Here is a 24,723-nt window from a genome sequence, read left to right on the forward strand (position 1 = left end):
TCAGGCGCCGCGCGAGCGCAGCGCGGCCTCCAGCGCGTCGCTCGAGCAGGGCTTTTGCAGCCGCGGCCGTGCCTTGAATTCGGAAGCGATCCGAGCTTCGGCACCGTAGCCCGTCACGAAGACGAAGGGAATCTGCGCTGCCGCCAGCCGGTCGGCGACGGCAAAGCTATTCTCGCGGCCGAGCTCGACGTCGAGCAACGCGAAATCCGGCGCGCGCGCTGCGATCGCCGCCAGCGCCTGCGCCACCGACCCCGCGGTTCGCACGCTCTTCACGCCAAATCCGAGCAGGCGATCCTCGAAATCGATCGCAATGATCGGATCGTCCTCAACGATCAGAACATCGGCGGGCATGCCGGTCGATCCGTCCGGGGAAGCAGGTATCATGATGGTGGATATCGAGGGCTGCATGTTCTTACCGATCGAGGACAGTCTCATCCCGATGCCTGCGCCCAGCGCATCGGAGGGTTCCAGGAACGAAACTCACCACAGAACAGTTTTCACGTCTGTCCACTTGTGCACATAGCCCATGATCGGACCTCGCTAGTGTTGAAAGGAGAGCAGGGGATTTACGATGGACGCCCGTATCAGCAAGACAACCGAGATCGGCAGCCGGCCGGCCAACAATCTGCTGCGGCGCTTGAGTCCGGCTGATTACGCGCTGCTGGCACCGCACGTCACCCTGGACACCGCCGGGGCCAACGAGCTGCTCTACAGTCCCGGCGACGATGTCCAGGTCGTGCACTTTCCCTGCGGGCCGTCGCTCGCGACATTTCTCGTTCCCAATGAGGACGGCCGCGACGTCGAGACCATCCTGGTCGGCCGCGAAGGCGCAGTGGGCGGCATCGTCAGCGAGGGATTTTTGCCGGCCTATACCCGCATCTGCGTGAAATTCGGCGGACCATTCGCGCGCATTCACGTCGCCAAGCTGGAAGCTGCCAAGATGCGCTCGGCCTCGCTGCGCAACATCTTCGCCCGCTATGCCGACTGCATGCTGGCGCAGATCTTCCAGTCCACCGCCTGCAACGCCATCCACTCCATCGAACAGCGTACGGCAAAGTGGATCATTGCGGCGATGGAGCGGACCGGCGACGAGAGCAGCGTGCCGCTGACGCATGAGCAGCTTGCGACGCTGCTCGGGGTCGGCCGCAGCTATGCGAGCCGCGTGCTCCAGTCGTTCAAGGCCGAGGGCGTGCTCGATACCCGGCGCGGCGCGATCCTGGTCCGCAATCTCGACGGCTTGCGCCTGCGCGCCTGCCTGTGCAACGACGCGGTGAAGATGCACTTCGAGGAGGTGCTGCGCGGGGTCTATCCGACCGAGGAGGCGGACCTGAGCTCCGCGCAGGGCTGATCAAGGCGGCCGCCGGCCGAACAAGGGCCGGTTTGACACCGGATTGTCACTAAGCCCCGGGGATTCCCGGGCAAAATTCAATCAACCAAGGCCCAAAGAACACATTGTTTTTTGGCGGTTTTTGCATATATTGCGCCGCAACGCGTAGGGTGCCTGGTCGAGATGGCCGGGCGGCCCTTTTTGGGCGGAAAGCGCCCGTTTCCAGTCTTCCAGCGTTATTTCGAGAAGAGGTCCCGGTCTGACCGGCGAGATCGCGCTTAACCCATTGTCCGACCGCAAAGAAGCTCACTCATGAACCTTCGTAACGTCGCCATCATCGCCCACGTCGACCACGGCAAGACGACCCTGGTCGACAAACTCCTCCAGCAATCCGGTACGTTCCGCGAGAACCAGAAGGTGACGGATCGCGCCATGGACTCCAACGATCTGGAGCGTGAGCGTGGCATCACCATCCTGGCCAAGGCGGCCTCGGTGCAGTGGAAGGACACCCGCGTCAACATCGTCGATACTCCCGGCCACGCCGATTTCGGTGGTGAGGTCGAGCGCATCCTGAACATGGTGGACGGCGCCCTGGTGCTGGTCGACGCCGCCGAAGGCCCGCTGCCGCAGACCAAATTCGTGGTCTCCAAGGCGCTCAAGGTCGGTCTCAAGCCGATCGTCGTCATCAACAAGGTCGACCGCCCCGACGCGCGTCCGACCGAAGTCATCAACGAGGTGTTCGACCTGTTCGCGGCGCTCGACGCCAGCGAGGAGCAGCTCGATTTCCCGATCCTGTACGGGTCGGCCAAGCAGGGCTGGATGGCCGAAAGCCCCGAAGGTCCGCAGGACAAGGGCATGGAGCCGCTGTTCGACCTGATCCTGCGCCACGTTGCGCCGCCGACGGTCGAGGAAGGGCCGTTCAGGATGATCGGTACCATCCTGGAGGCCAATCCCTATCTCGGCCGTATCATCACCGGCCGCATCTCGTCGGGCGTGCTCAAGCCGAACCAGCAGGTCAAGGTGCTGCATGCCGATGGCAAGCTGGTCGAGTCCGGGCGCATCACCAAGATCCTGGCATTCCGTGGTCTCGAGCGCACGCCGCTCGATGAAGCCGAAGCCGGCGACATCGTCGCCATTGCCGGCCTGACCAAGGGCACCGTCGCCGACACCTTCTGCGATCCGACCGTCGAGGTGCCGCTGCCGGCGCAGCCGATCGATCCGCCGACCGTGTCGATGTCGTTCATCGTCAACAACTCCCCGCTCGCCGGCACTGAAGGCGACAAGGTGACGAGCCGCATGATCCGCGACCGTCTGCTGCGCGAGGCCGAAGGCAACGTCGCGTTGCGCGTCGTCGAGGCCGCCGACAAGGATGCGATGGAAGTGTCCGGCCGCGGCGAATTGCAGCTCGCGATCCTGATCGAGACCATGCGCCGCGAGGGCTTTGAGCTCTCGGTGTCGCGCCCGCGCGTCGTGTTCCAGAAGGATGAAGCGACCGGCGCCACCATGGAGCCGATCGAGGAAGTCGTGATCGACGTCGACGAGGAGCATTCCGGCGTCGTCGTGCAGAAGATGAGCGAGCGCAAGTCCGAGCTGATCGAGATGAAGCCCTCGGGCGGCAACCGCCAGCGCCTGGTGTTCTACGCGCCGACCCGTGGCCTGATCGGCTACCAGGGCGAGCTGCTCACCGACACCCGCGGCACCGCGATCATGAACCGCCTGTTCCACGGCTATGCCCCGTACAAGGGCGAGATCCAGGGCCGCCGCAACGGCGTCTTGATCTCCAACGACCAGGGCGACGCGGTGGCCTACGCGATGTTCAAGCTGGAAGACCGCGGTCCGATGATGATCGAGCCGGGCTGGAAGGTCTACAAGGGCATGATCGTCGGCGAGCACACCCGCGACAACGATCTCGAGATCAACGTGCTCAAGGGCAAGCAGCTCACCAACATCCGCACCACGTCCAAGGACGAAGCGGTGCGCCTGACCCCGCCGATCCGCATGACGCTGGAAAAGGCGCTCGCCTATATCGAGGACGACGAGCTCGTCGAGGTCACCCCGAAGTCGATCCGCCTGCGCAAGAAGCACCTCGACCCGAACGAGCGCAAGCGCGCGGAAAAGTCCAAGGAAGCGGTGGCGTAAGCTACCGCTCTCAACGCTGTCATGCCCCGGCTTGACCGGGGCATCCAGTACGCCGCAGCTTATCGATTCAACCACAAATGTCTCTGGAATACTGGATCACCCGCTTCCGCGGGTGATGACAGCTGTGCGCGTGGCGACTTCAGCACACCCAGCGAACGTGCTAGAGCCCGCCCATGTCCCTGCCCTCCTCCATCAATGTCGCGATCATCGGCGCCGGTGCAGCCGGCCTCGGTGCGGCGCATGCGCTGGCTGGCTCCGGCCTTTCCGTGATCGTACTGGAGGCGCGCGGCCGGCTCGGCGGCCGCGCCTGGACCGTGCAGGCCTCGCCTGAGGTCACCTTCGACGTCGGCTGCGGCTGGCTGCACTCCGCCGACAAGAATTCCTTCGTCGGAATCGCAAAGCAGCTCGGCTTCGAGGTCAACAAGGACCTGCCGCCCTGGCGCGAGCGCGCCTTCGGCAACGCGTTTCCGCAGGCCGAGCGCGACGATTTCATGCGTGCGATGGACGCGTTCTACGAGCGCCTGTGGCAGGCCGCGCAAAAGGGCAAGGACGAACCCGCGAGCCTGAGCCTCGATCCGGGCAATCGCTGGAATCCCATGATCGATGCGGTCTCGACCTACATCAATGGCTGCGAACTGAAGGACATGTCGACACTGGACTGGGACGCCTATGAGGACAGCGACCTCAACTGGCGCATCCGCCGTGGCTATGGCGCGCTGGTCGCGGCCTATGGCGCGCCCTGCCCGGTGGCCCTGGGCTGCAATGTCACGCTGATCGATCATTCCGGCCAGCGCCTCCGCATCGAGACGTCGCAGGGTACGCTGACCGCCGACAAGGCGATCGTCACCGTTCCGACCAATCTCATCGCCGATGAGGCGATCCGCTTCTCACCGCCGCTCCCGGCCAAGGTCGATGCGGCGGCCGGCCTGCCGCTCGGCGCCGACGACAAGGTGACGCTGGCGCTCGAGGATGCAGAAGCCTTTCCGAAAGAGGGCAATCTGCGCGGCGCCACGATGCGCACCGAGATGGGCACCTACCACATCCGCCCGTTCGGCCAGCCCTGCATCGAGGGCTTTTTCGGCGGCAGCTTCGCCCGCGAGCTGGAAGACGCCGGCGACGGCGCCATTGCCGCGCACAGCATCGACGAGATCGCAGGCTTTCTCGGCAACGACATCAGGCGCAAGCTCAAGCCGCTGTACGAGTCGCGCTGGGCCCACGACCCCTTCGCAAGAGGCTCCTATTCGCACGCGCTGCCGGGGCACGCTGGTGACCGGGCCGTGCTGGCTGCGCCGGTGGATGGACGGCTGTTCTTCGCGGGCGAAGCGACGTCGCCAAGCTTTTTCACGACGGCGCACGGGGCCAGGGACAGCGGGGAGCGCGCGGCGAAGGAAGTGCTGACGACTCTGAGCAAGCCGTAAACCGCAAACTCGGTCATTGCGAGCGCAGCGAAGCAATCCAGAATCTTTCCTTGGAGACAGTTTGGATTGCTTCGTCGCGGAGCCTGTCATCCGGCCCGCCGGAGGCGGGACCGGGTGGCTCCTCGCAATGACGAGGGAAGCTACTCAATCACCCGCGCCCGCAGATCGGCATCGGGCACAAAGCAGGCGTCATACTTCCCGAAGATGCGGTAGCGGTTGCGGGCGATGACGCTGTACACGGGGTCTCGCAGCAGTTTTGGCACGGCAAACAACGCGCGCACCCAACTCCATCCCGGCAGATGCGACAGCACGGTCAGCGCGGCGTCGGATTTCATAAAGGCCTCGCCGTCATGGACCACGGCGTTGGTATCGGGATCATCAGGATCGATGCCGAACGTACGCGCAAGCCGCGCCCCATAATCCGACTGGATCGGCGTGAAGCGAAACCGCTTCGCCGTGTCCCGCTTGGCGACGAAGCGGACCCAGCGCGAGCAGAAGATGCAGACGCCGTCGAACAGGATTACGTCATCGTCGGGCCATTTGCTCATCAGTCTCTCTATCTTACGCGTTTTCTTCACGCGAACCGGGATCCACTTCGCTCGAAAACGCTATCGATTATCCAGCATCAGCAGCGCGACCAGCATCAGCACGATCGCGGGGCCTGTCTTCACCAGCGCACCGAGCGGCTCGATCCAGAGGTCGGGCGTGAGGATCGCCGCGCCCACCATGTAGCCGAGTGAGGCGACGATGCCTGCGACCAGGCCGATCGCCGCAGTACGGCGGAAGGCGATCAGCATGCCGATGCTCATGTCCATCAAGCTGGTGCCGATGGTGATGGGATCGACCAGCGCGGGCGGGAAGTTGTGCACACTCAAAATTCCGGCGGCGGCGCGGTAGGAGACGAACAGCGCGATGAAGCCGGAGACGAACCAGAACGCGACCAGGCTGGCGAAAATCAGCGCCTTGATCAGGAACAGCCGCGCGAACCATTTGTCCTGGATGGTGGCGGGATGGCGCCCGATCGTATCAGCCAACGTCTTCGGCGCGACGCCCGTGGCGGCAATCCACGGCGAGGGATCGCCGGTCACGCCGCGGCGCAGCTCGGCGATGGCGGTGGAGCGCATCGGCGGCATCCAGCCGAGATAATTGGCGAGATCGCCAATCTTCGCGCCGAGATCGAGCATGAAGGACGGCATCGCGAGGCGCGGCCAGCCGGCCGTGCCGAAGGCGTGGCGGAACTGTTTGATGACGCCCGCCATGGTGACTGGCTCGGCCTGCATCAGGTCCCACGTCACGGCTTTGACTGAGGCGTCGTCGATATCGCGCGCGGCGAGCCAGGCGATGGTCGCCGAAATGTCCTCGACGGCGACGGACTGGAATGGCGTCGACATCGCCTTCTGCGGCAGGTCGAGCGGTACGGCGGCGAGCGCACGCAGCATGGCGCTGCCGCCATAGGCTGATGGTGCGACGACGAAGCCGGGCCGCAGAATCGCGTGGGGAATGCCGGAGGCCGCAATCAGGCACTCGGCCTCGCGCTTGGTCGTCGCGAAGGCGGTGCGATCCGCCTCCGCGGTCCCGGGGATCGAGATGTGCACCAGCCGGATCGCGCGGCCGCTATCGGCGATCGCCTGAAGCAGACGCGCGACGAAATCGCGATGCACCGCGCCGGTGTCGCTGCCGGGACCATCCTGCAGCACGCCGAGACAGTTCACGACGACGTCGACGGCGTGCTCGCTGAAGAGGCGCGTCAGCGCGGCTGCATCGAGTGGCAGGATCGGCTGCTCGATGTCAAGCGCGCTCATCTTCTGCGCGGGCGACAGGCTGCGCGCGACGCCGACCGCACGAAATCCCCGCGCGCGCAGATCGTCGGTGACGAAGCGCCCGATCAGGCCGGAGGCGCCGAGCACCAAAACGGTTCGCTGGGTCATCGCATCTCTCAAAACGGCTTCGCGATCATCAACCACAGGATCAACATCGTTGCGCCGAAGCCGGGGAAGCCGAACGCGAACCAGCGGCGGTAGAGCACGAAGTAGCGTTCCGGCAGAGCGCCGCGCTGCTCGGCTGCCTTGCGCGCGAGATCTCGCATCTCGATTTGCATGAAGACGACGGGGACCCAGAACAGGCCCGCAAAGACGTAGAGCCCAAGCGAGGCCAGCAGCCAGCGTTCCGTGATCGGCATGGCCGAAAGCATCATCAGCAGGCCGCCCGTCACCGGCTGGAGGATCACGGCCGACAGCGTGAAGACCGCATCCGCGATCACCACCACCGAAGCGGTGCGCGCAATGAATTCGGCGTCATTCGTGCGATGCGCCATCAGCATGAAGAAGGCGATGCCGGTGCCGGTGCCGAGAATGACAATGGCGCCGAGCACATGGAGGTATTTGACCAGGAGATACAGCGTCATGGCTTCTTGGCCGCCGCAGGTTTGGACTGGTTCAGCGCAAGCCCGAGCTCGCGGCTGGCGGCTTTGACGCCGGCTTCGCCCTCGATCATCCAATGCCCCTCGCTGCCGACGGCCGGCAATGTGCGGAAGTCCACCTTGCCGCCTGCGCCATGAAACGCATCGGCCAATTGCCGCGAGAACGCCGGCGCGAAATAGCTGTCATTGGTCGCTACGAGCCATGTCACGGGAATGCGCGCCGCCTTGCCGAACTCGGCCGCCGCGGCGAGAAGCGTCTGCGGCGCGCAGATCCGGTTCGGTTCGTCATTGGCGTGGCCACCGCGCCCCGGCGCAAACACTGCGATCGCGGAGATCGCGTTCGGATCGGCACTCGCGAGCGCCAACGCCCCCCAACCGCCGGCGGAATGGCCGAGCACGACGACCCTGTCTTGACGAACGAAATCCTGCTTTCGCAAAAAATCCAGCGCGAGCGAAATTTCGGCGGCCGTCGCGCGACCCGAACGCGCGTAATCCGCCTCGTCGCAGCCGCCCTGGTCCTCGACATAGCGGCCGCCGGTCGCACCATGGCCGAGCCGCTCCGGCACCAGCACGGCGAAGCCGCGTGCGACGAGAAACGCGACCAGCGCGCGGTATTCAGGCTGCGGCATTTGCGCCCGACGCAGCACATTCTGCGTCGAGGCATGTGCGATCACCGCAAGCCGGAACGGACCGGCGCCGACGGGGCGAAACAGCAGCGCATGCGCGGCAATGTCGGTATCCGGCGATGGCACGCGCCATTGCTGCCGGCGAAACGGCTCGCCCTCCTCACCCGATGACCCAAACGTGACCTGTGCGCACAGAGGCGGCGCCAGCAGCAACGCCAGCACGGGCAGAAGGGCGAAGATGTTGAAGAGCCGCATGAATTGCCGCAGGCGAACACGGACGGCGACCGATCTGCAGGAACGAATCATTGTCGGCGGACTTTTTGCGTTGCCATCGCGGTTCATTGATTGCCGCAGGGCAGTTTTGCACCGGCAATGGCAGGCCGCTGCCGTTCGAAATGGCGTCCTGTCTTTTTTCGGTACAACATGGTTAAAATACTGATGCACAAAATCCACACGTTAACCGATAATTAACGATAGGTCTTGCCGCCGGCGCGACGACTTGGTTTGATTGCGTCCATGAGCACAACCCTGATCGAGGTCCGGCCGGCCAAAGCTGCAGATGCAACTGCGGTGGCGTCCACCCATGACGAAGCCTGGCGCTCCGCCTATCAGGGCATCATTCCCGGTGGCGAACTGGAAAAGCTGATCAACCGCCGCGGACCGCAGTGGTGGGACAGTGCGATTCGCAAAGGCAGCCGCGTCAGCGTGCTCGTGTTCGGCGACAAGATCGCCGGCTATGCCAATTATGGCCGCAACCGCGCCCGCAGCCTGCACTTCGACGGCGAGATCTACGAGCTCTATCTGCGTCCGGAATTCCAGGGTCTCGGCTTCGGCCGCCGTCTGTTCACCGCAGCCCGCCGCGACCTGATGCAGAGCGGCCTGAAGAGCATGGTGGTGTGGGCGCTCTCGGACAACGATCCGGCGACCGAGTTCTACCGCGCCTTGGGCGGCCGCATGGTGGCGCGCTCCTCCGAGCGTTTCGGGCCGAAGTCGCTCGACAAGGTTGCCTTCGCTTGGACCAATTGAGCTGCTGAAAGTCTAGCCGGCAGCGTTTCCCATCCGTCGATACCGTTGCCTTTTGAGCCGGTAGTCGCTGGATTCATTATTTCACAAAAACACGATGGATTGGCGGGCCAAGCCCGCGTATGACAGCGCCAAAATCGCTGCCGGGCGCGATTTAACCTCGGCAACAACGGAGCCTTGAATGCGTATCGATGCGGTCTCGATCGGAAAAAACGTACCCCACGACGTCAACGTCATCATCGAAGTCCCCGTGGGCGGCGAACCGATCAAATACGAGATGGACAAGGAAGCCGGCACGCTCGTTGTCGATCGCTTCCTCTACACGCCGATGCGTTACCCCGGTAACTACGGCTTCATCCCGCACACGCTGTCCGATGACGGCGATCCCTGCGACGTGCTGATCATCAACACCCGCGCCATCATCCCCGGCGCCGTCATGAGTGTGCGTCCGGTCGGCGTGCTGTTCATGGAAGACGAAGCCGGCGGCGACGAGAAGATTCTCGCTGTGCCGTCGTCGAAGCTGACGCAGCGCTACGACAAGGTGAAGTCGTACTCCGACCTGCCCGACATCACGCTGCAGCAGATCCAGCACTTCTTCGAGCACTACAAGGATCTCGAGAAGGGCAAATGGGTGAAGATTTTGCGCTGGGGTGGCCCGGAAGACGCGCAGAAGCTGATCCTCGAAGGCATCGAGCGCGAGAAGAAAAAGAAGGCGTGAGCTCTTCTCCCTCTCCCCGCAAGCGGGGCGAGGTGAAGAGAACCTACACCGCCGGCTTCGGCAGCCCTGCGATCGCGCACGCCGCGCGCAGCGTATTCACCAGCAGGCAGGCGACCGTCATCTGGCCGACGCCGCCCGGGACCGGCGTGATCGCGCCGGCAACGGCGAGTGCTTCCTGATAGGCGACATCGCCGACGAGGCGCGTCTTGCCGTCGTCCTTGGGGATGCGGTTGATGCCGATGTCGATCACGGTCGCGCCCGGCTTGAGCCAGTCACCACGCACCATCTCGGGTCTGCCGACCGCGGCATAGACCAGGTCGGCGCGCTTCACGAGCCCGGGCAGATCGCGCGAGCGCGAATGCGCGATGGTCACCGTGGCGTTCTCGTTGAGCAGCAATTGCACCAGCGGACGACCGACCAGATTGGAGCGGCCGATCACGATGGCATTCATGCCTTCGAGCGAGGCGTGGACGCTCTTGGTCAGGATGATCGAGCCGAGCGGCGTGCAAGGCGACAGCGCCTCGAAACCGCCGGCGAGCCGGCCGGCATTGTTCGGATGCAGGCCGTCGACATCCTTGGCGGGATCGATGGCGTTGATGACGGCCTCGGTGTTCAGGCCCTTCGGCAGCGGCAGCTGCACCAGAATGCCGTGCACGGCCGGATCGCGGTTGAGCTTGGCCACGACGGCCAGCAGATCGGCCTGCGACACGTCGGCCGGCAGCTTGTGCTCGAACGAGGCCATGCCGGCCGCCTGGGTCTGAGTGTGCTTCGAGCGCACATAAACCTCGCTGGCGGGGTCGTTGCCGACCAGAACCACCGCGAGGCCCGGCACCAGATTGTGCTCGCGCTTGACGCGGGCAACCTCGTCAGCGACGCGCGCGCGGAGTTCCGCGGCGATGACTTTTCCATCGATGATCTTGGCCGTCATGTCAGTTCCCTAGGTCTGTCGGTTTGGCGTCTGCCGATCTGGCTTGGGCGAGCTTGCGCAGGGCTTCGCCGAGCCGCGCCGGATCGCCGTCGACCGCGATCTGCTTCAGCCGCGAGGTGGCACCGGATAGCAGCTTTACACTGGCCTTGGGAACGCCGAGCGATTTCGCCAATAGCACCAGAACGGCCTTGTTGGCCTCGCCGCCATCGGCGATCGCGCGCACCCGCACCTTGAGCACGCTGCGGCCATCGGCCAATTGCTCGATCCCGTCGATGTCGTCGCGGCCGCCGCGCGGCGTCACCCGCAGCGCGATGCTGATTCCTGCGGCCGAATAGCGCCAGGGTTCCTTGAAGGCCTGTTTCGCAACCAAGGCGCTCCCGCCTGCTTAGATCACGTTCGGGTAGATGTAATACAGGATCACCCGCTCGATGAACATGATGAGCAGGATCAGGATGATCGGCGAGATATCGAGGCCGCCGAGGCTGGGCAGGAAATTGCGAATCGGCGCCAGCACCGGCTCGGTGATCCGGTACAGGAACTCCGCCACCGCCGAAACGAACTGGTTGCGGGTGTTCACGACGTTGAAAGCGATCAGCCAGGACAGGATCGCGGAGGCGATCAGCAGCCAGACGTAGAGGTCGAGCACGATGATGACGATGTCCAGAACGGCACGCATGGCTTTTGAAGACTCTGGCTTTCGGTCGGGATTGACGCTTTTTGCTAGATATCGGTTCCCCCCGGCCCAAACAAGGGAAGTCGGTGCCGGGATGGTTAAAACCGGGTCACACCTGTCCTTGACTTGACCTTGCCGGGGACTTAAATGGCGCCCGGTTGTCGGCCGCATTCACCAGAGTGGCCGCCAAACGGGGCCATAGCTCAGCTGGGAGAGCGCGTCGTTCGCAATGACGAGGTCGGCGGTTCGATCCCGCCTGGCTCCACCAGCCTTCGCTCGCTTCGCGAGCTACGGCTCGGCAGGCCCGGACAGCCTCTCGTAGCGAAACGAGCGAAGGCTGCCGCGGCGAAGCCCGCAGGGCGAAGCCGGGCTACCTCCGCAAAATCCCCCTACTTCCCCTTAAACCTCGGCGGCCGCTTCTCCATGAAGCTCGCCACCCCCTCCCGGAAATCGCTGCCGTTCAGCGCGACCATCATCTCGCGGTTGGCCTCGATCGTCGCCTCCGCCAGCGTCTGGAACGGCACCTCGTAGAGTTGCCGCTTGATCACGGCCATCGCGCTCGGCGAGACGAAATCGGCGAGGTCGCGTGCATAGGCGTAGGTTTCCTCGCGGAGTTTTTCAGGCGCGCAGAGCCGGTTGACCAAGCCGATCCGCAACGCCTCTTCGCTCGACACGCGCCGCGCCGAGAGCAGCAAATCCATCGCATTGGCGTGGCCGACGATGCGCGGCAGCATCCAGCTGATGCCGTGCTCCGCGATCAGGCCACGCCGCGCGAAGGCCGTGGTGAAGACGGTATTATCGGCAGCAAAGCGCAGGTCGCAATAAAGCGCGTGGACGAGGCCGATGCCGGCGGTGGCGCCGTTGAGCATGGCGATGACGGGCTTTCCGATCGACGGATAGAAGCCGTAGCGCGTCTGCCAGTCCGGCCGGCGGTTCATGTCGAAGGGCGGCAGGTTCGAGGCACGCCTGACGTCGTTGGGGTCGAGCCCCTTCAGCGCATCCATGTCGGCGCCGGCGCAGAAGGCGCGGCCCGCGCCGGTGAGCACGATGACGCGGACATCGTCATCGGCGCTCGATGCTTCCATCGCGTGACGCACGTCGCGCTCCATCGTCGGCGTCCACGCATTCATGCGATCAGGGCGATTGAGCGTGATGGTCGCGACCTTGTCGCTCACCTCATAGAGAATGTGTTCGTAGGCCACGGCGCTCTCCCTGTGTCTGCCGGCACGCGTTCGCGCGCGCTCGTTAGGAACGAGCCTAGCATATCCAGGGATCAGGCAAGGGCTTGCGCCGAGGACTTAGGCCAAGAACTTAGGCCAAGGACTTAGGCGAAGCACCTGCGCGATGGCGCGATCACTCGGCGGCTTGCGCCAGCGCCGGCCGGCGCGCCAGCCAGCCGTCGATGAAATGATCGAGCCAAGCCCGTTCCGCAACGTCGTAGACGGCACGGTCCGCGAAATGATGATGCCGCTCGCGCGCGCCGGGCGCGCCGAGGCCGTCATAGCCGCGCGTGGTCCAGCAATGCATCATCGCGCAGGTCACGTCAGGATGAAATTGCACCCCGAAAGCGTTCTCGGAGCGGAACGCCTGGATCGGAAAATCGTCGCCTTCCGCAAGCAGCTCGGTGCCGACGGGCAGCTCAAATCCCTCGCGATGCCAGTGATAGACCTGCGCCGGCCAATTCGGGCAGAGCGCGTGGCCCGCGGCGGTCGGACGGATCGGATAGTAGCCGATCTGGGCCAGTGCCTGCGCATGCGGTGCGACGCGGGCCCCCAACTGCATCGCCAGCATCTGCGCGCCGAGGCAGATGCCAAGGAACGGTCGCTGTTCGCGGAGCGGAATTTCGATCCAGTCGATCTCGCGGCGGATGTAGTCGTCGGGGTCGTTGGCGCTCATCGGACCGCCGAAGAAAACCGCGCCGGCATGCTGATCGAGCGTGTCGGGCAGGGGATCGCCGAAGCGCGGTCGGCGAATGTCGAGGCGATGGCCGAGCGCGCGCAGCGCATTGCCGACGCGGCCCGGTGTCGAGGATTCCTGATGCAGGATGATCAGAACCGGCAACCGGGCTTCGGAGGCGGCGGCGCTCGGCGTCCTTCTGGGGAAGGGCACCAATTCTGCGCCACCAAACCTGTCCGTCCGGAACGACATGGCCTCTGCGAGTGCTATCGGTTCAGACCGCCAGCATAGCTAAGCGGTAGTTAACATCGTGTGAGTTCGCGCACACGCGTCCCGATATTGAAGCAAGCTCCGGGCCATTACGGAGCTTTGAGCTTTCTTCAAAGCGTTTTCGAGCGAAGTGGATACCGGTTCGCGTCAAGAAAACGCGTCAGAACAAGAAATCTAGTGCCTCTGCCTCTGGAACCGGCTGGTGGCGGACAGGATGAAGCCGCGCGGGAAGAAACGCAGCGCGAACGGCACGATCTTGATGCCGAGACCAGGCAGCACTGCCCGTTTGTTGGCCATCAGGCCTCGATAGGCCTGTTGCGCGACATCGGCGGCAGACACGTTGAGAAGAGCCGTATCATGCCCGGACCCGACGCCGGCGCGCGCCTGGAATTCGGTGGGCACCGGACCCGGGCAAAGTACGGTGACGCGAACGCCGCGCGGCGCGAGCTCCGCCCGCAAGGCCTCGGTGAGGGAAATCACATAGGCCTTGGACGCGTAGTACACGGCCATGCCGGGGCCGGGCAGAAAGCCCGCGACCGATCCGACATTGAGAAGACCGCCCTTGTTCCTGATCAGCTGATCGGCAAAGCGCAGCGACAGATCCGTCAGAGCCCGGACGTTGACATCGACGATGCCGACCTGCTCGACGCGGTCGCGCTCGATCGCATCGCCGAACACGCCGAACCCGGCATTGTTGACGAGATGGTCGAGCTCGACGCCTTCGGCGGCGAGCACGGCCGCGATCTTCTCGCCCGCATCCGCCTCCTGCAGGTCGCAGGCGATCACGATCGGCTTCTTGCCGCCCTTGGCGGCGAGCTCGTTCGCAAGCGCCTCCAGCCGGTCCACGCGTCGCGCCGTCAGCGCGAGGCGATGCCCGTTGGCGGCGAACACACGCGCCAGCTCCGTGCCGATGCCCGCCGAGGCACCGGTGATCAACGTTACCCGCTCAGTCACGATCGAAGTCTCTTGAATTGAAGTTTTTTGGCCCCGCAATAGCGGAACGAGAGCATAGGCCGAGCGCGACAGGCAAGCGTCACCGACAGCATGGCTGCTTGAGCGGGCAACAGGGAAGCAGGAAAACCACGGATTTTACGGGGAAATCCGGGGCCGGGGTGGCCGACGAGGGTATATTAAAGTTTCGTCATGTGGTCAGCACAACCGCCGATAATACCGCGTCGAGACGGCTCAACCCCCGACGGCACCGTCCTTGACCTGACCAACGGCGCGATTTGCGACCGCATGCTTGAGGTCGATCCGGTCCCGCTGGGCGATCCCGAGCAGGTCGGAGGCGCGCCAGACGACGTTGTCCTCGAACTCGGAGACCTGGCCATCGGCATAGACCAGCTCCCACATCATCTGGACGATGCGCTTGCGGCCCTCTTCGTCGAGCGAGCGCATGATGACACTGGTGAAGTGATAGAGGTCGACGGCCTCGCCCTCGACCTGGGTGGCGTCCGCGATCAGGCGATCGGCGGTACCGTGATCCAGCCCGAAATGGCTTTCGATCAGGCTGTGCAGCTTGCGCTGCTCGGTCGCCGTCGGCTGACCGTCCAGCGAGACCACGTGAACCAGCAGCGCAGTCGCCGCAAGGCGGTAATCGCTATCGCCGAATGCGCGATCCCCGGCATGAGGGGCGACAATGTCGGTGATGAATTGGCGCAGGCCGTCGAGCATAGGATCCTACCGAAATCGATGGAGCCGCGGGAGTGCGGCCGCCACCAGCATTATATGAGCGGGAAACTCAACCGCCGCAACGTGCCTCAGCTCCGCGCGGGCATTACCTTTCGGCAATCTGTCACGGTATCTCGTACACCACCATCTTGTCGGCGATGCCGCGCAGGGCCGCCTGCTTCTGGATCGGCTTGATCGCGCGCTGCTCGAGCACTTCGGCGACCGCGGGCGCATCGAGCACGGGGCCCGTGATGTGGATCTCCTGCGCCGTCGACAGGCTCTGGACGCGAGCGGCGATGTTGACGGTCTGGCCGAAATAATCCTGGCGTTCGTTGAGCATCACCGCAAGACACGGGCCTTCATGAATGCCGATCTTGACGATGAGATCGTCGGTGCCGCGCTGCCTGTTGAGCTCGTCCATCGCGGACCGCATCCGCAGGCCCGCGACGATGGCGTGCTCCGGGCGGACGAAGGTCGCCATCACGGCGTCGCCGATCGTCTTCACCACCGCGCCCTTCTCGGAGGAGATGATCTCGAGCAGCGCATGGAAATGCGCGCGCACGAGATCGAAGGCGGCGAGATCGCCGACGCGCTCGTAGAGCGCGGTCGAGCCCTTCAAATCGGTAAACAGGAAGGTCAGCGACGTGATCTGGAGCCGCTGGTCGAGGCTGAGATTGTCCGCCTTGAAGACATCGCGAAACGTCTGGTTCGACAGCATGCGCTTGGCGGTGAGGAACGGCTTGCGCTTGCCGATGAGATGATGGAGCGCCTCGGCCGCGATGAACACCGACGGCAACACGCGCACGCCGGCCTGGTTCTCCAGCGACAGCCGCAGCGGCCCCGGCCGCATGGTCGTCGTCCCCGTCGGAGCCTGCACCTTGTTGTACATGATCGCGAACTGCTGGCGCTCCTTGGTCGGCTCGCCCTGGACGTCGATGAAATGGGCGGCGTGCGTCACCGGCTCGAAGATGATGATGAAGTCGCCCGGCAGTTGCAGCGACATGGTCGCCTTCTCGCCGGCCGGCAGCTCCATGGTATCCAGCGTCACCTCGTTGGCGAGCGTCGCAAACGATTCCTTATTGAAGTCGACGCCGGAGCTCCAGAACACCTGCTTGAAATATTCCCACACCGGAAGCGTATCGGGATCGTGCGCGGCGATGCGCCGCACGCGCGGATTCACGGTGAAGGAGACCTCGACCTGATCGTCGACCGACGCCTTGTAGCCGCAGGCGCAGAGCGCGCAGTGATAATCGTCCGGCTTGAGCGCCTTCAGCGTCGAATGGGCGCCCAGCACGCCGCCGCAGCCCGGACAGAGCACGTTCCAGCCGAGATCGAACAGTCCGAGCCGCGCCGAATGCAGGAAGGTGGAGATCGTGTGCTCTTCGTCGAGGCCGTGCTGTCTGGAGAAATCGAGGACATTGACGCGGTTGAGCTCGTGATCCTCGCCGTTCTCGATGAGACGCGCAATCGCATCGACCACCTTGGCATCGGCGGTCTGCTTCAGAACGGAAAACTGGGCCTGGATGTCGCTCATGGCGGAGGCTCTATCTGGGGTGGATCGCGCCATCGGGCAGACGAATGTCTGTCACCGACGCGTGATGCGGAACAAAGGTGAATGGTCCGGCTGGGTCGTCACGACGCCGAGCGGGATCACCGGAACCCTGTCGGCAAGCTCGATACGGAACGCGCCGATCAACCGGGCCAGCGCCAGCACGGATTCGGCTTGCGCGAACGGCGCGCCGATGCAGACGCGTGGACCCGCGCCGAACGGCAGGTAAGCGAAACGGTCGGGCGCCTCCTTCGACATGAAGCGCTTTGGAATGAAGGCATTCGGCTGATCCCACAGCTTCTCATGGCGGTGCAGCAGCCAGGGCGCGATCATGATGATGTCGCCCTTGCCGATCTCGACGCCGGCCGCATTGTCCTTCTCGCGCGCGGCACGCGCGACCAGGAAGGCCGGCGGATAGAGCCGCATGGTCTCCTCGATCACCGCGCGTGTGAACTTCTGGCGATCGATGTCGGCCATGCTGTCGAGATGCTCGCCATGCGTCTCGGAGGCAACTTCCTCTTGCGTCTCCGGATCGAGCGCGAGCAGATAGAGCGCCCAGAACAGCGCGGTTGCCGTGGTCTCGTGACCCGCCAGGATCATGGTCGCGACCTCGTCGACGAGCTGCGCGTCGGAAAAGCCCTTGCCGGTCTCGGGATCGCGCGCCGCGTCCATGAGATCGAACAGGTCGCGCGGCGGCGCGCCGTCCTTCTTGCCCATCGTGCGCCGTTCGGCGATCAGCATCGCGACGAATTCGGTCCAGCGTTTGCGGAAGCGCGCGCGGGCAAAATCCATCGGGGTCGGCCAGGACACCGGCAGCAGCATGTCGAGGAAATAGGGCCGTCCCAGCCGCGCGCCGTATTCCATGACGAAGTTGCGCAAGGTCGGGCCGTGACGGTCCATGCCGAACGAGAACATCGTGCGCCCGGCGATCTCCAGCGTCATGCGCTGCATCGCCTCGCGCAGATCGACCGGCTCGCTTGTACGCTCATCCAACTTCGCGATGGTCTCGTCGAGCACCGCGGTCATATGCGGGACGAGATTTGCAGTCGCACGCGGCGTGAAGGCCGGCGCGAGCGTACGGCGCTGATGCGTCCAGGCATGGCCTTCCGCGATCAGAAGTCCTTCGCCGAGCACCGGACGCAGCATGCGGATCCCCGCCGGCGTGCGCGTGTAGTTTTCATAGTTGTTGAGCAGGACATGCCGGATTGCGTCCGGCTGATTCAGGATGAAGCTGTTATGGAGGAAAAAGCGGCCCTTGATGACCTCTTCTTCGTAGGCACGCTGCCCCCAGGTTGCGATCATGTTCTGCTTGAGGACCGCGACCCGCCCGAAAAACGACATATCGTCGGGCGCACGCGGCGGGGTCGGAGGGATGATGGGCCGACGCACACTGGCGATGTTCATGGCTCTCTCCCGCAGATGTGACCCAGCCCAATAGCTAGTAAGTCAGCTCGGCAATCGCAATCCTGTTCTCGGAGGCGGGCCAGGCGCGCGCCACAATTCGTTCTTCGCCGAACTGGGCCACGATGTTACGCCCGGCCTCCGCGGCCGGGAGCCGCAAGGTTGCTGCCGAATCCGTGGGCACACCCGGCTTGACGTCGGCCGGCTCCTTGCCGTCGAGCAACACCACGTCCCGCGGCAGGCCGAAATAGCCGCGCGGGCGCGACATGATCACGACGGCGCCGGCATCCTTGTCCGCCGGCCCGAGCGGGCGCGCGGCACGCAGATGCACGACATCGGACGAGCGCGCGAACGGCGAGCGGTAGATATGCGTCGTCGGCGCGTCTGGCGATGTCAGGACGAATTCGAGGAACCAGGAAGGCTCGACCTGCGCTGGACCCCAGCGGCCGTCGGCGCCGGTCTTCGCGCTGTGCACCGCGCCGCCTTTGCGCTCCCCGGTATCAGGGTCGACGCGGAAGACATCGACGGTTGCACCTGCCACCGGGCGATTGGTCGACACGCCGCCCGGCGTGCCGGTCACAAGGCCGCTCAACCTGACGCTTTGCTCCGGCACAATCGCGATCCGCGCGGGCTCGCGGCCGGCAATGAATTTGTAGATCTCGCGGAAGGCGCGCGGGTGAAACGCCACTTCGCGATGGTCGAGCGCGCCGAGCACGAGATTGGTGGCGCCCGTCAACTCCGGCCCTTCGACGGTGACGCCGGTCGGCGTGCCCGGCTTGCCGATGAAGCGGCCGTCCGCTTGCGCGTACTTGTCCATGCCATCGCTGCGCAGGGTGAGGAAGGCCGTGCCCGGCGTCACCTCGCTCTCGCCCTCGTTCAGGCCGCGCAGAAATGCGCCGCGGCCGTTGAATTCGTTGTTCGGCTGGTCCTCGGTTGCGAAGATGCCGTGATTGGGCGTGCCGCACAGGACCGCATGGCTGACATCGTCAGCCCCGCCGTTCCTGATGACGTTGCGAATGGCGTAGCCGCCGCGCGAGCTGCCGACCAGCGCCACGCGGACCGCGCCGGTGCGGCGCTTCAAGTCCGCGATGGCCGCCGCGAGCTCGCGGCGCTGGTCCTCGGCCGAGGAGCGCCCCGCCTGCTCGACCTTGTCGTCGCTCCGAGCATTGGGATCGGTGAAATTTATCGCCGCCATGCGATCCCGCGCGATGCCGTTGGATTCCATCCGCCAAAGCGTCGTCATCCAGAGCGCGTCGTAATCGCCATTGCCGTGGACAAACAGAATCGGGGGCACCTCGGCGCTCTGCACCGCGGGCGTGGTCTGGGCCAGCGCGCCTGTCCTCAAGCTCGCAACCGCGAAAGGCAAGCTGCCTGCCCCCAGCAGGATCGACCGTCGCGACAGCTTCATATGTTTCTCCGGCAAAACCATCTCTTTGTACCGCTTATACCGGCCTAACCACTGGACAGCGAAGGACTTTCGCGGGCATCACTGAGCCTGCCGGAATCACCTGAGACCACTTCTGCCAGCCCATATGGAAGGGGATATGACCGAGCAGCCGAACCGTCAGAAATTCGCCGGCGACGGCATCGCCGCACCCCTGCGGTACACCGTGTTCCGGCGCATCTGGCTCGCCAGCCTGCTCTCCAATCTTGGCCTCCTGATCCAGGGCGTGGGCGCGGCCTGGGCGATGACGCAGATGGCGGCCTCGGCCGACAAGGTGGCGCTGGTGCAGACCGCGCTGATGCTGCCGATCATGTTGATCTCGATGCCGGCCGGCGCCATCGCCGACATGTATGACCGGCGGATCGTGACCTTGATTTCGCTCGCGATCGCGCTGATCGGCGCGACTGCGCTGACGGTGCTGGCCTGGCTCAAGCTGATCACTCCGGAAACGCTGCTCGTCTTCTGCTTTGTAGTGGGCAGCGGCAATGCGCTGTTCGGGCCGGCGTGGCAATCCTCGGTCAGCGAGCAGGTCCCGCCCGAATCACTGCCGTCAGCCGTCGCACTGAACGGCATCAGCTACAATATTGCACGCAGCTTCGGTCCCGCGGTCGGCGGCGTCATCGTCGCCTCGCTCGGCGCGGTGGCGGCGTTTGCCTGCAACGCGATCCTCTATCTGCCGCTGCTGGTGGTGCTGCTGCTCTGGCGGCGCAGCACCGAGCCCTCGCGCCTGCCGCGGGAGAAGCTCAACCGCGCGATGGTCTCGGGCTTCCGCTACATCACCAATTCGCCGCCGATCAAGATCGTGCTGTTGCGCACGCTGGTGATGGGCCTGATCGGCGGCGCCATCATGGCCCTGATGCCGCTGATCGCGCGCGACCTGCTGCATGGCGGCGCGCAGACCTACGGCATCATGCTGGGTGCCTTCGGCATGGGCGCCGTCGTCGGTGCGCTCAACATCCATGAATTGCGCAAGCGCATGAGCGGCGAGGCCGCGATCCGCGCCTGCACCATCTCGATGGCATTCGCGATGGCCGCGCTTGCCGTGAGCACGGAGCCGGTGCTGACGGCGGCGGCGCTTGTGCTCGCCGGTGCGGTCTGGATGGCCGCCGTCGCGCTGTTCAACATCGGCGTGCAGCTCTCGGCGCCGCGCTGGGTCGCGGGCCGTTCGCTCGCGGCGTTCCAGGCCTCGATATCCGGCGGCATCGCGATCGGCGCCTGGGGCTGGGGCCATCTCACCGATTATGCCGGCGTCGAGGTCGCGCTGCTCACGGCCGCCAGCCTGATGCTGATCTCGCCGGTGCTCGGCATTTGGCTGGCGATGCCGCGCGTCGGCGCCCGCAACGAGGACGCGGACGTGCTGGCCGATCCGGAAGTCAAACTGTCGCTGACGGCGCGCAGCGGGCCGCTGGTGGTCGAGATCGAATATAGGGTGAGCCAAGAGAACGCGCGCGCCTTCCACAATGTGATGCAGGACGTGCAGCTCTCCCGGCAGCGCAACGGCGCCTATGGCTGGTCGATTGCGCGCGACATCGCGGACCCCGAATTGTGGACCGAGCGCTACCACTGTCCGACCTGGCTCGATTATCTGCGCCAGCGCAACCGCTCGACGCAGTCCGAACGCGCGTTGCATCAGCAGGCGATCGATTTCCATATCGGCCCCGATCCGGTGCGGATCCGCCGCATGCTGGAGCGTCCGTTCGGCTCGGTGCGCTGGAAGGAAGAGACGCCGGATCGTGCCGGCGCCGAGGTGCTGCCTGTGGTCGCGAGCGCGGCGGGAAGCAGCACGTAGGTTTTGCTGCGTAGCTACGAGAACCCCTACTGCCCGTGATCCGTCAGCACCTTGTCGCAGGCTTTGCTGAGGCGGGTGCGGTTCTGCTTGAGGCAAGCGAGCACGGCGCCATCGCCATTGTTCATCACGGCACGGCAGAAGCGCGTCACATCGCGCGCGCAGGCATCGTGGCCGGGCTGCTGTTGCGCCGAGACGCTCGATGCGCACAGAATCAAAGAAACAATGAAAAGAAATCTGGTCATCGCGTAATGCCTCTTACCCCAAGGATGTGCGGGGGAAGCTAGTGCGACGATCCCGGAGCCGCAACGGCTTTATTGCCGAGCGGGACTGGCGCGCGTGGCCCCGGCTTGACGCCGAGAGCACATCGCGATGGGAGCCAACAACGATCGCGGTTGCGCGTTGTCCTACTGCTTGTCCTGGGCGTCAGCGACCTTGCGTGAGGCGCCCTTTGCGAGGTCCTTGTCCATCACCGCGCGGCAGCCGGCGCTCAGGTCGGAACGATGCTTCATCATGCACGCCGTGATCTTCGGGACGTTGGGGATTTCCGAGGAGCACAGGCGGAAGGCATCGCCGGTGCACTGCTGCTGCGCCTCGGCCGAGAAGGCGAAGCTCGAGGTCGTCGCGACGATCGAGACGATGGCGGCAAGGCCCAGAGCCAAGCTGGCGTCGCGGATCCTACTGGTCAGCGTTTCGGCAGAAAAAGACTTAGCCATTTGAAGCTCCCATGGGCGTCGCCGGAAGCGGGCCCCGTTGTTGATGGGAACTACGATGCTCCGGCAAAACAGTTTCCACTGTGATGACGGTCACGGGTCGCCCGCCCTCTGTGACCTCCGTCACATGGTGCACCTCGCTGAAAATCCGGCTCAAACGCCGTCGTGTTGGTGTCACGTTAACTGTTCCTTCGCATTAATGGCTCGTCGCGCGGGAGATTCCGCCGGGTTGGTTGCGTAATTGGAAAGAATAGCGATGCGTAATGCGTTGGGCCTGATGCTGGCCAGTGTAGTTGCGGCGGTCGTGATCGCCGCCGGCGGTTGGTTTTATTATTCCGCGCGCGCCGATCAGGGCGCCCCCAAAACAACGGCCGCCCGTGCCGCCGATCAATTGCCGGCACAGGCGAAGCTCGCGGCCAAGGATGACGTCGAGACCACCGCGGCGATCGCGGCCAGGCCGACGGCAGTTGCTCAGGCAGCGGCGCCTGCGCCCGCTCCGGCCATGCCGGTGCAGCAGCGGTCGACCTGTGCCAATCCGAACGCGCTGGGCGTTGCCCGCGTGGTCGAGATCGACACCACCGGCGGACCCGGCTTCGGCTTCGAGCATTTCAAGCAGTTCGACTTCCTCACCGACAAGGAGGTCGTGCTGACCTTCGACGACGGTCCCTGGCCGGTCAACACGCCCGCAGTGCTGAAGGCGCTCGCGGATGAATGCACCAAGGGTCTGTTCTTCTCGGTCGGCAAGCACGCGACCTATCATCCGGAAATCCTGCGCCAGGTGCTGGCCCAGGGCCACACGGTCGGCACGCACACCTGGTCGCATGTCAACCTGAACGGCAAGAAGATGACGGAGCAGCAGGCCAAGGACGAGGTCGAAAAGGGTATCAGTGCGGTGAGATTCGCGCTCGGTGCCAACCCCGCGCCGTTCTTCCGCTTCCCGCAGCTTCAGCACAATCCGGCGATCGTGAGCTATTTCGGCACCCGCAACGTCGCGATGTTCTCGACCGACATCGACTCCTTCGACTTCAGGAAGGGTGCCACACCGGAGAAGATCGTCGAGACGGTGATGACGCGGCTCGACAAGCTCGGCAAGGGCATCATCCTGATGCACGACTTCCAGAAGCACACCGGCGAAGCGATGCCGGCGCTGCTCGCGCGGCTCAAGGCCGGCGGATACAAGGTCGTGCAGATGAAAGCGAAGACGACGCTTCAGACGCTGCCGGAATATGACGAGGCGCTGATGAAAGATATGAAGGTGCCGACCGCAAGCACGAACACGCGTCCGATAACGAGCGTGGTGCAGACGGTGTCGCAGTAAGCCCGAAACGCTTCCTCAATGCGCGCATGGCCGGGCTCTTGCCCGGCCATTTGCTTTTGTAGCGAGCAGCGGCTTACCAGTAGATGCCGTGGCGATGCAGCTCGCTGATGATGCGGCCTTCGGTCCAGCTGCGGTTGTGCTTCGGCTTGCCCGCCTTCGCCGTCTTCGTGGCGGGCTTGCTTGTCGTCACCGGCGCTGAGGTCGTCGTTGTCGCGGTCACGGCAGGAGTCGTCGCCACGGCGGGAGCAGGGGCCGAGACTGCCGGCGGACGATCGACGTATTTCGGAGCTTCCGTGGCTGGCGCGACTTCGCTGATTTGTATCGTCGGCGCGGTGGTCGTGGTGGCTTGCGGAGCGGCCGTTGCCGTGGCCAGTGACAGGCTGGGGTCGCCGGCATGGGCAGATGCAGAAGCCAGGACCATGGCGGCCACCAGAATGATCTTGCGCATGTGAAATCTCCCCGTGTTTGCGAGACCGCGAGACTAGGGGACTCACGACGGGGGTTACGTGACTGGCATCACATAGACTGCGCGCTCGGTCTTGAATCCGCGATCAGGCATCCGCGGCGGTAAACCCGCGACGTCACGTCCGGAAAGGTCTCGGAATCGCGCAGACATCCCGGTGAAAGCCTAGGACGCGCCGCGCAGGATGGCGCGTTTCACGATTGTTTCCAAATGTTTCTGATCGTGGTAGACGCTCGACACGTATCAAAAGGCGTGCCGAGTCCGCCCGTATGACCTTCATCCAGCGAGTGAAGCGTAAGCTGCTGCCGCCGCGAGAGGTTGTTCAGGGGTACGAGAATCCTGAACTGGTCGAAACGATTTTCCTGAAGACAATCAACTACAACCCGGACAGCGACTGGCCGCTGGTCGCGGGCATGAACACGGTTCTGGATTTCGGCGGCGGCGCTGGCCTGCATTACAAGGTGGCGCGCCGGCAATGCCCGGACATTCGATGGGCGGTGGTTGAGACGCCTGCAATGGTGCGGCGCGCCAAGGAGCTTGGCACCGATAGGCTGATGTTTTTCGAGCGCATCGACCAGGCCGCCGACTGGCTCGGCAGTGTCGATCTCATCCACTCGAATGGGGCCATACAATACGTCCCGGATGCATTGGAAACCGTCAGAACGCTGTGCACGGTTCGGCCGGCAACGTTGGCATGGTACCGCGTTCCGATCAGCGAAGAGACCCGGCGAGAGGTTCAGACATCGTACCTCAGCGACAACGGCCCAGGGTCGTCGCTCGCCTCCAGGGAGAAGCTCGTCAGATACGAGCGCAACTGGATCTCCGAGCAAGCATTCATCCAGGCCCATGAGGGATTTCGCATCACTGAGCGGAGCCCGGATCCCACCGAGCGCGGCACGCAACAATTCAGGTTCGCGCGGGTCTAGCTTGCGACAATACGG

The 24,723-nt window shown here is 64.5% G+C and carries 26 protein-coding genes and 1 tRNA gene; 9 read left to right on the plus strand and 18 right to left on the minus strand.

Annotated elements, in window-relative coordinates; genetic code table 11:
* On the minus strand, positions 1-384 hold the full coding sequence (locus tag AC5ZFO_RS04300) for a response regulator (protein WP_282521842.1): 384 nt from the start codon (positions 382-384) through the stop codon (positions 1-3).
* Positions 385-571: 187 nt separating this feature from the next.
* On the opposite strand from AC5ZFO_RS04300, the gene AC5ZFO_RS04305 reads away from it, so the two are divergent.
* From AC5ZFO_RS04305 to AC5ZFO_RS04315, 3 genes are all read left to right on the plus strand, one after another.
* Positions 572-1,348, plus strand: coding sequence for a Crp/Fnr family transcriptional regulator (locus AC5ZFO_RS04305; RefSeq protein WP_282521819.1), 777 nt, complete (start codon positions 572-574; stop codon positions 1,346-1,348).
* Positions 1,349-1,639: 291 nt separating this feature from the next.
* Complete coding sequence (typA, locus tag AC5ZFO_RS04310) at positions 1,640-3,466, plus strand: translational GTPase TypA (protein ID WP_282521818.1); 1,827 nt, start codon at positions 1,640-1,642, stop codon at positions 3,464-3,466.
* 173 nt (positions 3,467-3,639) lie between these two features.
* Positions 3,640-4,884: a flavin monoamine oxidase family protein gene (locus AC5ZFO_RS04315; RefSeq protein ID WP_282521817.1), complete on the plus strand. Its 1,245-nt coding sequence runs from the start codon at positions 3,640-3,642 to the stop codon at positions 4,882-4,884.
* 140 nt (positions 4,885-5,024) lie between these two features.
* On the opposite strand, the gene AC5ZFO_RS04320 is transcribed toward AC5ZFO_RS04315, so the two are convergent.
* From AC5ZFO_RS04320 to AC5ZFO_RS04335, 4 genes are read right to left on the minus strand one after another with little or no spacing between them, the layout of a single operon-like run.
* Entirely contained in the window at positions 5,025-5,432 is a 408-nt protein-coding gene (locus AC5ZFO_RS04320) for a thiol-disulfide oxidoreductase DCC family protein (RefSeq protein WP_282521816.1), read from the minus strand.
* Positions 5,433-5,492: 60 nt separating this feature from the next.
* Entirely contained in the window at positions 5,493-6,812 is a 1,320-nt protein-coding gene (locus tag AC5ZFO_RS04325; RefSeq protein WP_282521815.1) for an SDR family oxidoreductase, read from the minus strand.
* An 8-nt stretch (positions 6,813-6,820) separates the two neighbouring features.
* A complete protein-coding gene (locus AC5ZFO_RS04330; RefSeq protein ID WP_282521814.1) occupies positions 6,821-7,288 on the minus strand; it encodes a DUF2269 family protein in 468 nt (155 codons plus the stop codon).
* Positions 7,285-8,184 carry a dienelactone hydrolase family protein gene (locus tag AC5ZFO_RS04335; protein ID WP_282521813.1) on the minus strand — a complete coding sequence of 300 codons (900 nt, stop codon included), beginning with the start codon at positions 8,182-8,184 and terminating at the stop codon, positions 7,285-7,287. The genes AC5ZFO_RS04330 and AC5ZFO_RS04335 overlap by 4 nt, the downstream gene beginning before the upstream one ends.
* A 261-nt stretch (positions 8,185-8,445) precedes the next feature.
* Between AC5ZFO_RS04335 and AC5ZFO_RS04340 the strand changes: the two genes are divergently transcribed.
* Together AC5ZFO_RS04340 and ppa are read left to right on the plus strand one after the other, a co-directional pair.
* A complete protein-coding gene (locus tag AC5ZFO_RS04340; RefSeq protein WP_014490714.1) occupies positions 8,446-8,955 on the plus strand; it encodes a GNAT family N-acetyltransferase in 510 nt (169 codons plus the stop codon).
* 178 nt (positions 8,956-9,133) lie between these two features.
* A complete protein-coding gene (ppa, locus tag AC5ZFO_RS04345) occupies positions 9,134-9,670 on the plus strand; it encodes an inorganic diphosphatase (protein ID WP_014490715.1) in 537 nt (178 codons plus the stop codon).
* 43 nt (positions 9,671-9,713) lie between these two features.
* Here ppa and folD read toward each other — a convergent pair whose 3' ends face one another.
* Genes folD through AC5ZFO_RS04360 form a run of 3 tightly spaced genes read right to left on the minus strand, consistent with a single transcriptional unit; the run spans position 9,714 to position 11,274 of the window.
* A complete protein-coding gene (gene folD / locus AC5ZFO_RS04350) occupies positions 9,714-10,598 on the minus strand; it encodes a bifunctional methylenetetrahydrofolate dehydrogenase/methenyltetrahydrofolate cyclohydrolase FolD (protein WP_282521812.1) in 885 nt (294 codons plus the stop codon).
* A gap of 1 nt (position 10,599) precedes the next feature.
* Positions 10,600-10,968, minus strand: a complete 369-nt coding sequence (locus AC5ZFO_RS04355) for a DUF167 domain-containing protein (RefSeq protein ID WP_282521811.1) — start codon at positions 10,966-10,968, stop codon at positions 10,600-10,602.
* Positions 10,969-10,983: 15 nt separating this feature from the next.
* Positions 10,984-11,274, minus strand: coding sequence for a YggT family protein (locus AC5ZFO_RS04360; RefSeq protein ID WP_007598721.1), 291 nt, complete (start codon positions 11,272-11,274; stop codon positions 10,984-10,986).
* A gap of 189 nt (positions 11,275-11,463) precedes the next feature.
* Between AC5ZFO_RS04360 and AC5ZFO_RS04365 the strand changes: the two genes are divergently transcribed.
* A tRNA-Ala gene (locus tag AC5ZFO_RS04365) sits at positions 11,464-11,539 on the plus strand.
* A gap of 121 nt (positions 11,540-11,660) precedes the next feature.
* On the opposite strand, the gene AC5ZFO_RS04370 is transcribed toward AC5ZFO_RS04365, so the two are convergent.
* From AC5ZFO_RS04370 to AC5ZFO_RS04400, 7 genes are all read right to left on the minus strand, one after another.
* Complete coding sequence (locus AC5ZFO_RS04370; protein ID WP_282521810.1) at positions 11,661-12,473, minus strand: enoyl-CoA hydratase; 813 nt, start codon at positions 12,471-12,473, stop codon at positions 11,661-11,663.
* Between the two features lie 151 nt (positions 12,474-12,624).
* Entirely contained in the window at positions 12,625-13,419 is a 795-nt protein-coding gene (locus AC5ZFO_RS04375; RefSeq protein ID WP_282521809.1) for a glutamine amidotransferase, read from the minus strand.
* Positions 13,420-13,611: 192 nt separating this feature from the next.
* Positions 13,612-14,391, minus strand: a complete 780-nt coding sequence (locus tag AC5ZFO_RS04380) for an SDR family NAD(P)-dependent oxidoreductase (RefSeq protein ID WP_282521808.1) — start codon at positions 14,389-14,391, stop codon at positions 13,612-13,614.
* A gap of 231 nt (positions 14,392-14,622) precedes the next feature.
* Positions 14,623-15,111, minus strand: a complete 489-nt coding sequence (locus AC5ZFO_RS04385; RefSeq protein WP_282521807.1) for a tellurite resistance TerB family protein — start codon at positions 15,109-15,111, stop codon at positions 14,623-14,625.
* Positions 15,112-15,232: 121 nt separating this feature from the next.
* Entirely contained in the window at positions 15,233-16,642 is a 1,410-nt protein-coding gene (locus tag AC5ZFO_RS04390; protein WP_282521806.1) for an adenylate/guanylate cyclase domain-containing protein, read from the minus strand.
* 51 nt (positions 16,643-16,693) lie between these two features.
* Entirely contained in the window at positions 16,694-18,061 is a 1,368-nt protein-coding gene (locus AC5ZFO_RS04395) for a cytochrome P450 (RefSeq protein ID WP_282521805.1), read from the minus strand.
* Between the two features lie 34 nt (positions 18,062-18,095).
* Positions 18,096-19,466 (minus strand): hydrolase, encoded by a 1,371-nt coding sequence (locus tag AC5ZFO_RS04400; protein ID WP_282521804.1) that lies wholly within the window; start codon positions 19,464-19,466, stop codon positions 18,096-18,098.
* A gap of 136 nt (positions 19,467-19,602) precedes the next feature.
* Here AC5ZFO_RS04400 and AC5ZFO_RS04405 point away from each other — a divergent pair, with 136 nt between their 5' ends.
* Positions 19,603-21,291: an MFS transporter gene (locus AC5ZFO_RS04405; protein WP_282521803.1), complete on the plus strand. Its 1,689-nt coding sequence runs from the start codon at positions 19,603-19,605 to the stop codon at positions 21,289-21,291.
* A 26-nt stretch (positions 21,292-21,317) separates the two neighbouring features.
* Here AC5ZFO_RS04405 and AC5ZFO_RS04410 read toward each other — a convergent pair whose 3' ends face one another.
* Together AC5ZFO_RS04410 and AC5ZFO_RS04415 are read right to left on the minus strand one after the other, a co-directional pair.
* Positions 21,318-21,533, minus strand: coding sequence for a hypothetical protein (locus AC5ZFO_RS04410; RefSeq protein WP_282521802.1), 216 nt, complete (start codon positions 21,531-21,533; stop codon positions 21,318-21,320).
* Between the two features lie 162 nt (positions 21,534-21,695).
* On the minus strand, positions 21,696-22,004 hold the full coding sequence (locus AC5ZFO_RS04415) for a hypothetical protein (protein ID WP_282521801.1): 309 nt from the start codon (positions 22,002-22,004) through the stop codon (positions 21,696-21,698).
* A 253-nt stretch (positions 22,005-22,257) separates the two neighbouring features.
* Between AC5ZFO_RS04415 and AC5ZFO_RS04420 the strand changes: the two genes are divergently transcribed.
* Positions 22,258-23,319 (plus strand): polysaccharide deacetylase family protein, encoded by a 1,062-nt coding sequence (locus AC5ZFO_RS04420; RefSeq protein WP_282521800.1) that lies wholly within the window; start codon positions 22,258-22,260, stop codon positions 23,317-23,319.
* A gap of 73 nt (positions 23,320-23,392) precedes the next feature.
* Here the strand turns inward: AC5ZFO_RS04420 and AC5ZFO_RS04425 are convergent, their stop codons facing one another.
* The gene (locus AC5ZFO_RS04425) at positions 23,393-23,767 is read right to left on the minus strand and encodes a hypothetical protein (RefSeq protein WP_496121496.1); all 375 of its coding nucleotides are present in this window, start codon (positions 23,765-23,767) and stop codon (positions 23,393-23,395) included.
* A gap of 284 nt (positions 23,768-24,051) precedes the next feature.
* Between AC5ZFO_RS04425 and AC5ZFO_RS04430 the strand changes: the two genes are divergently transcribed.
* Complete coding sequence (locus tag AC5ZFO_RS04430; RefSeq protein ID WP_496121498.1) at positions 24,052-24,708, plus strand: class I SAM-dependent methyltransferase; 657 nt, start codon at positions 24,052-24,054, stop codon at positions 24,706-24,708.
* Positions 24,709-24,723 lie beyond the last annotated feature (15 nt).

The sequence above is a fragment of the Bradyrhizobium sp. Unk1 genome (assembly GCF_059512345.1).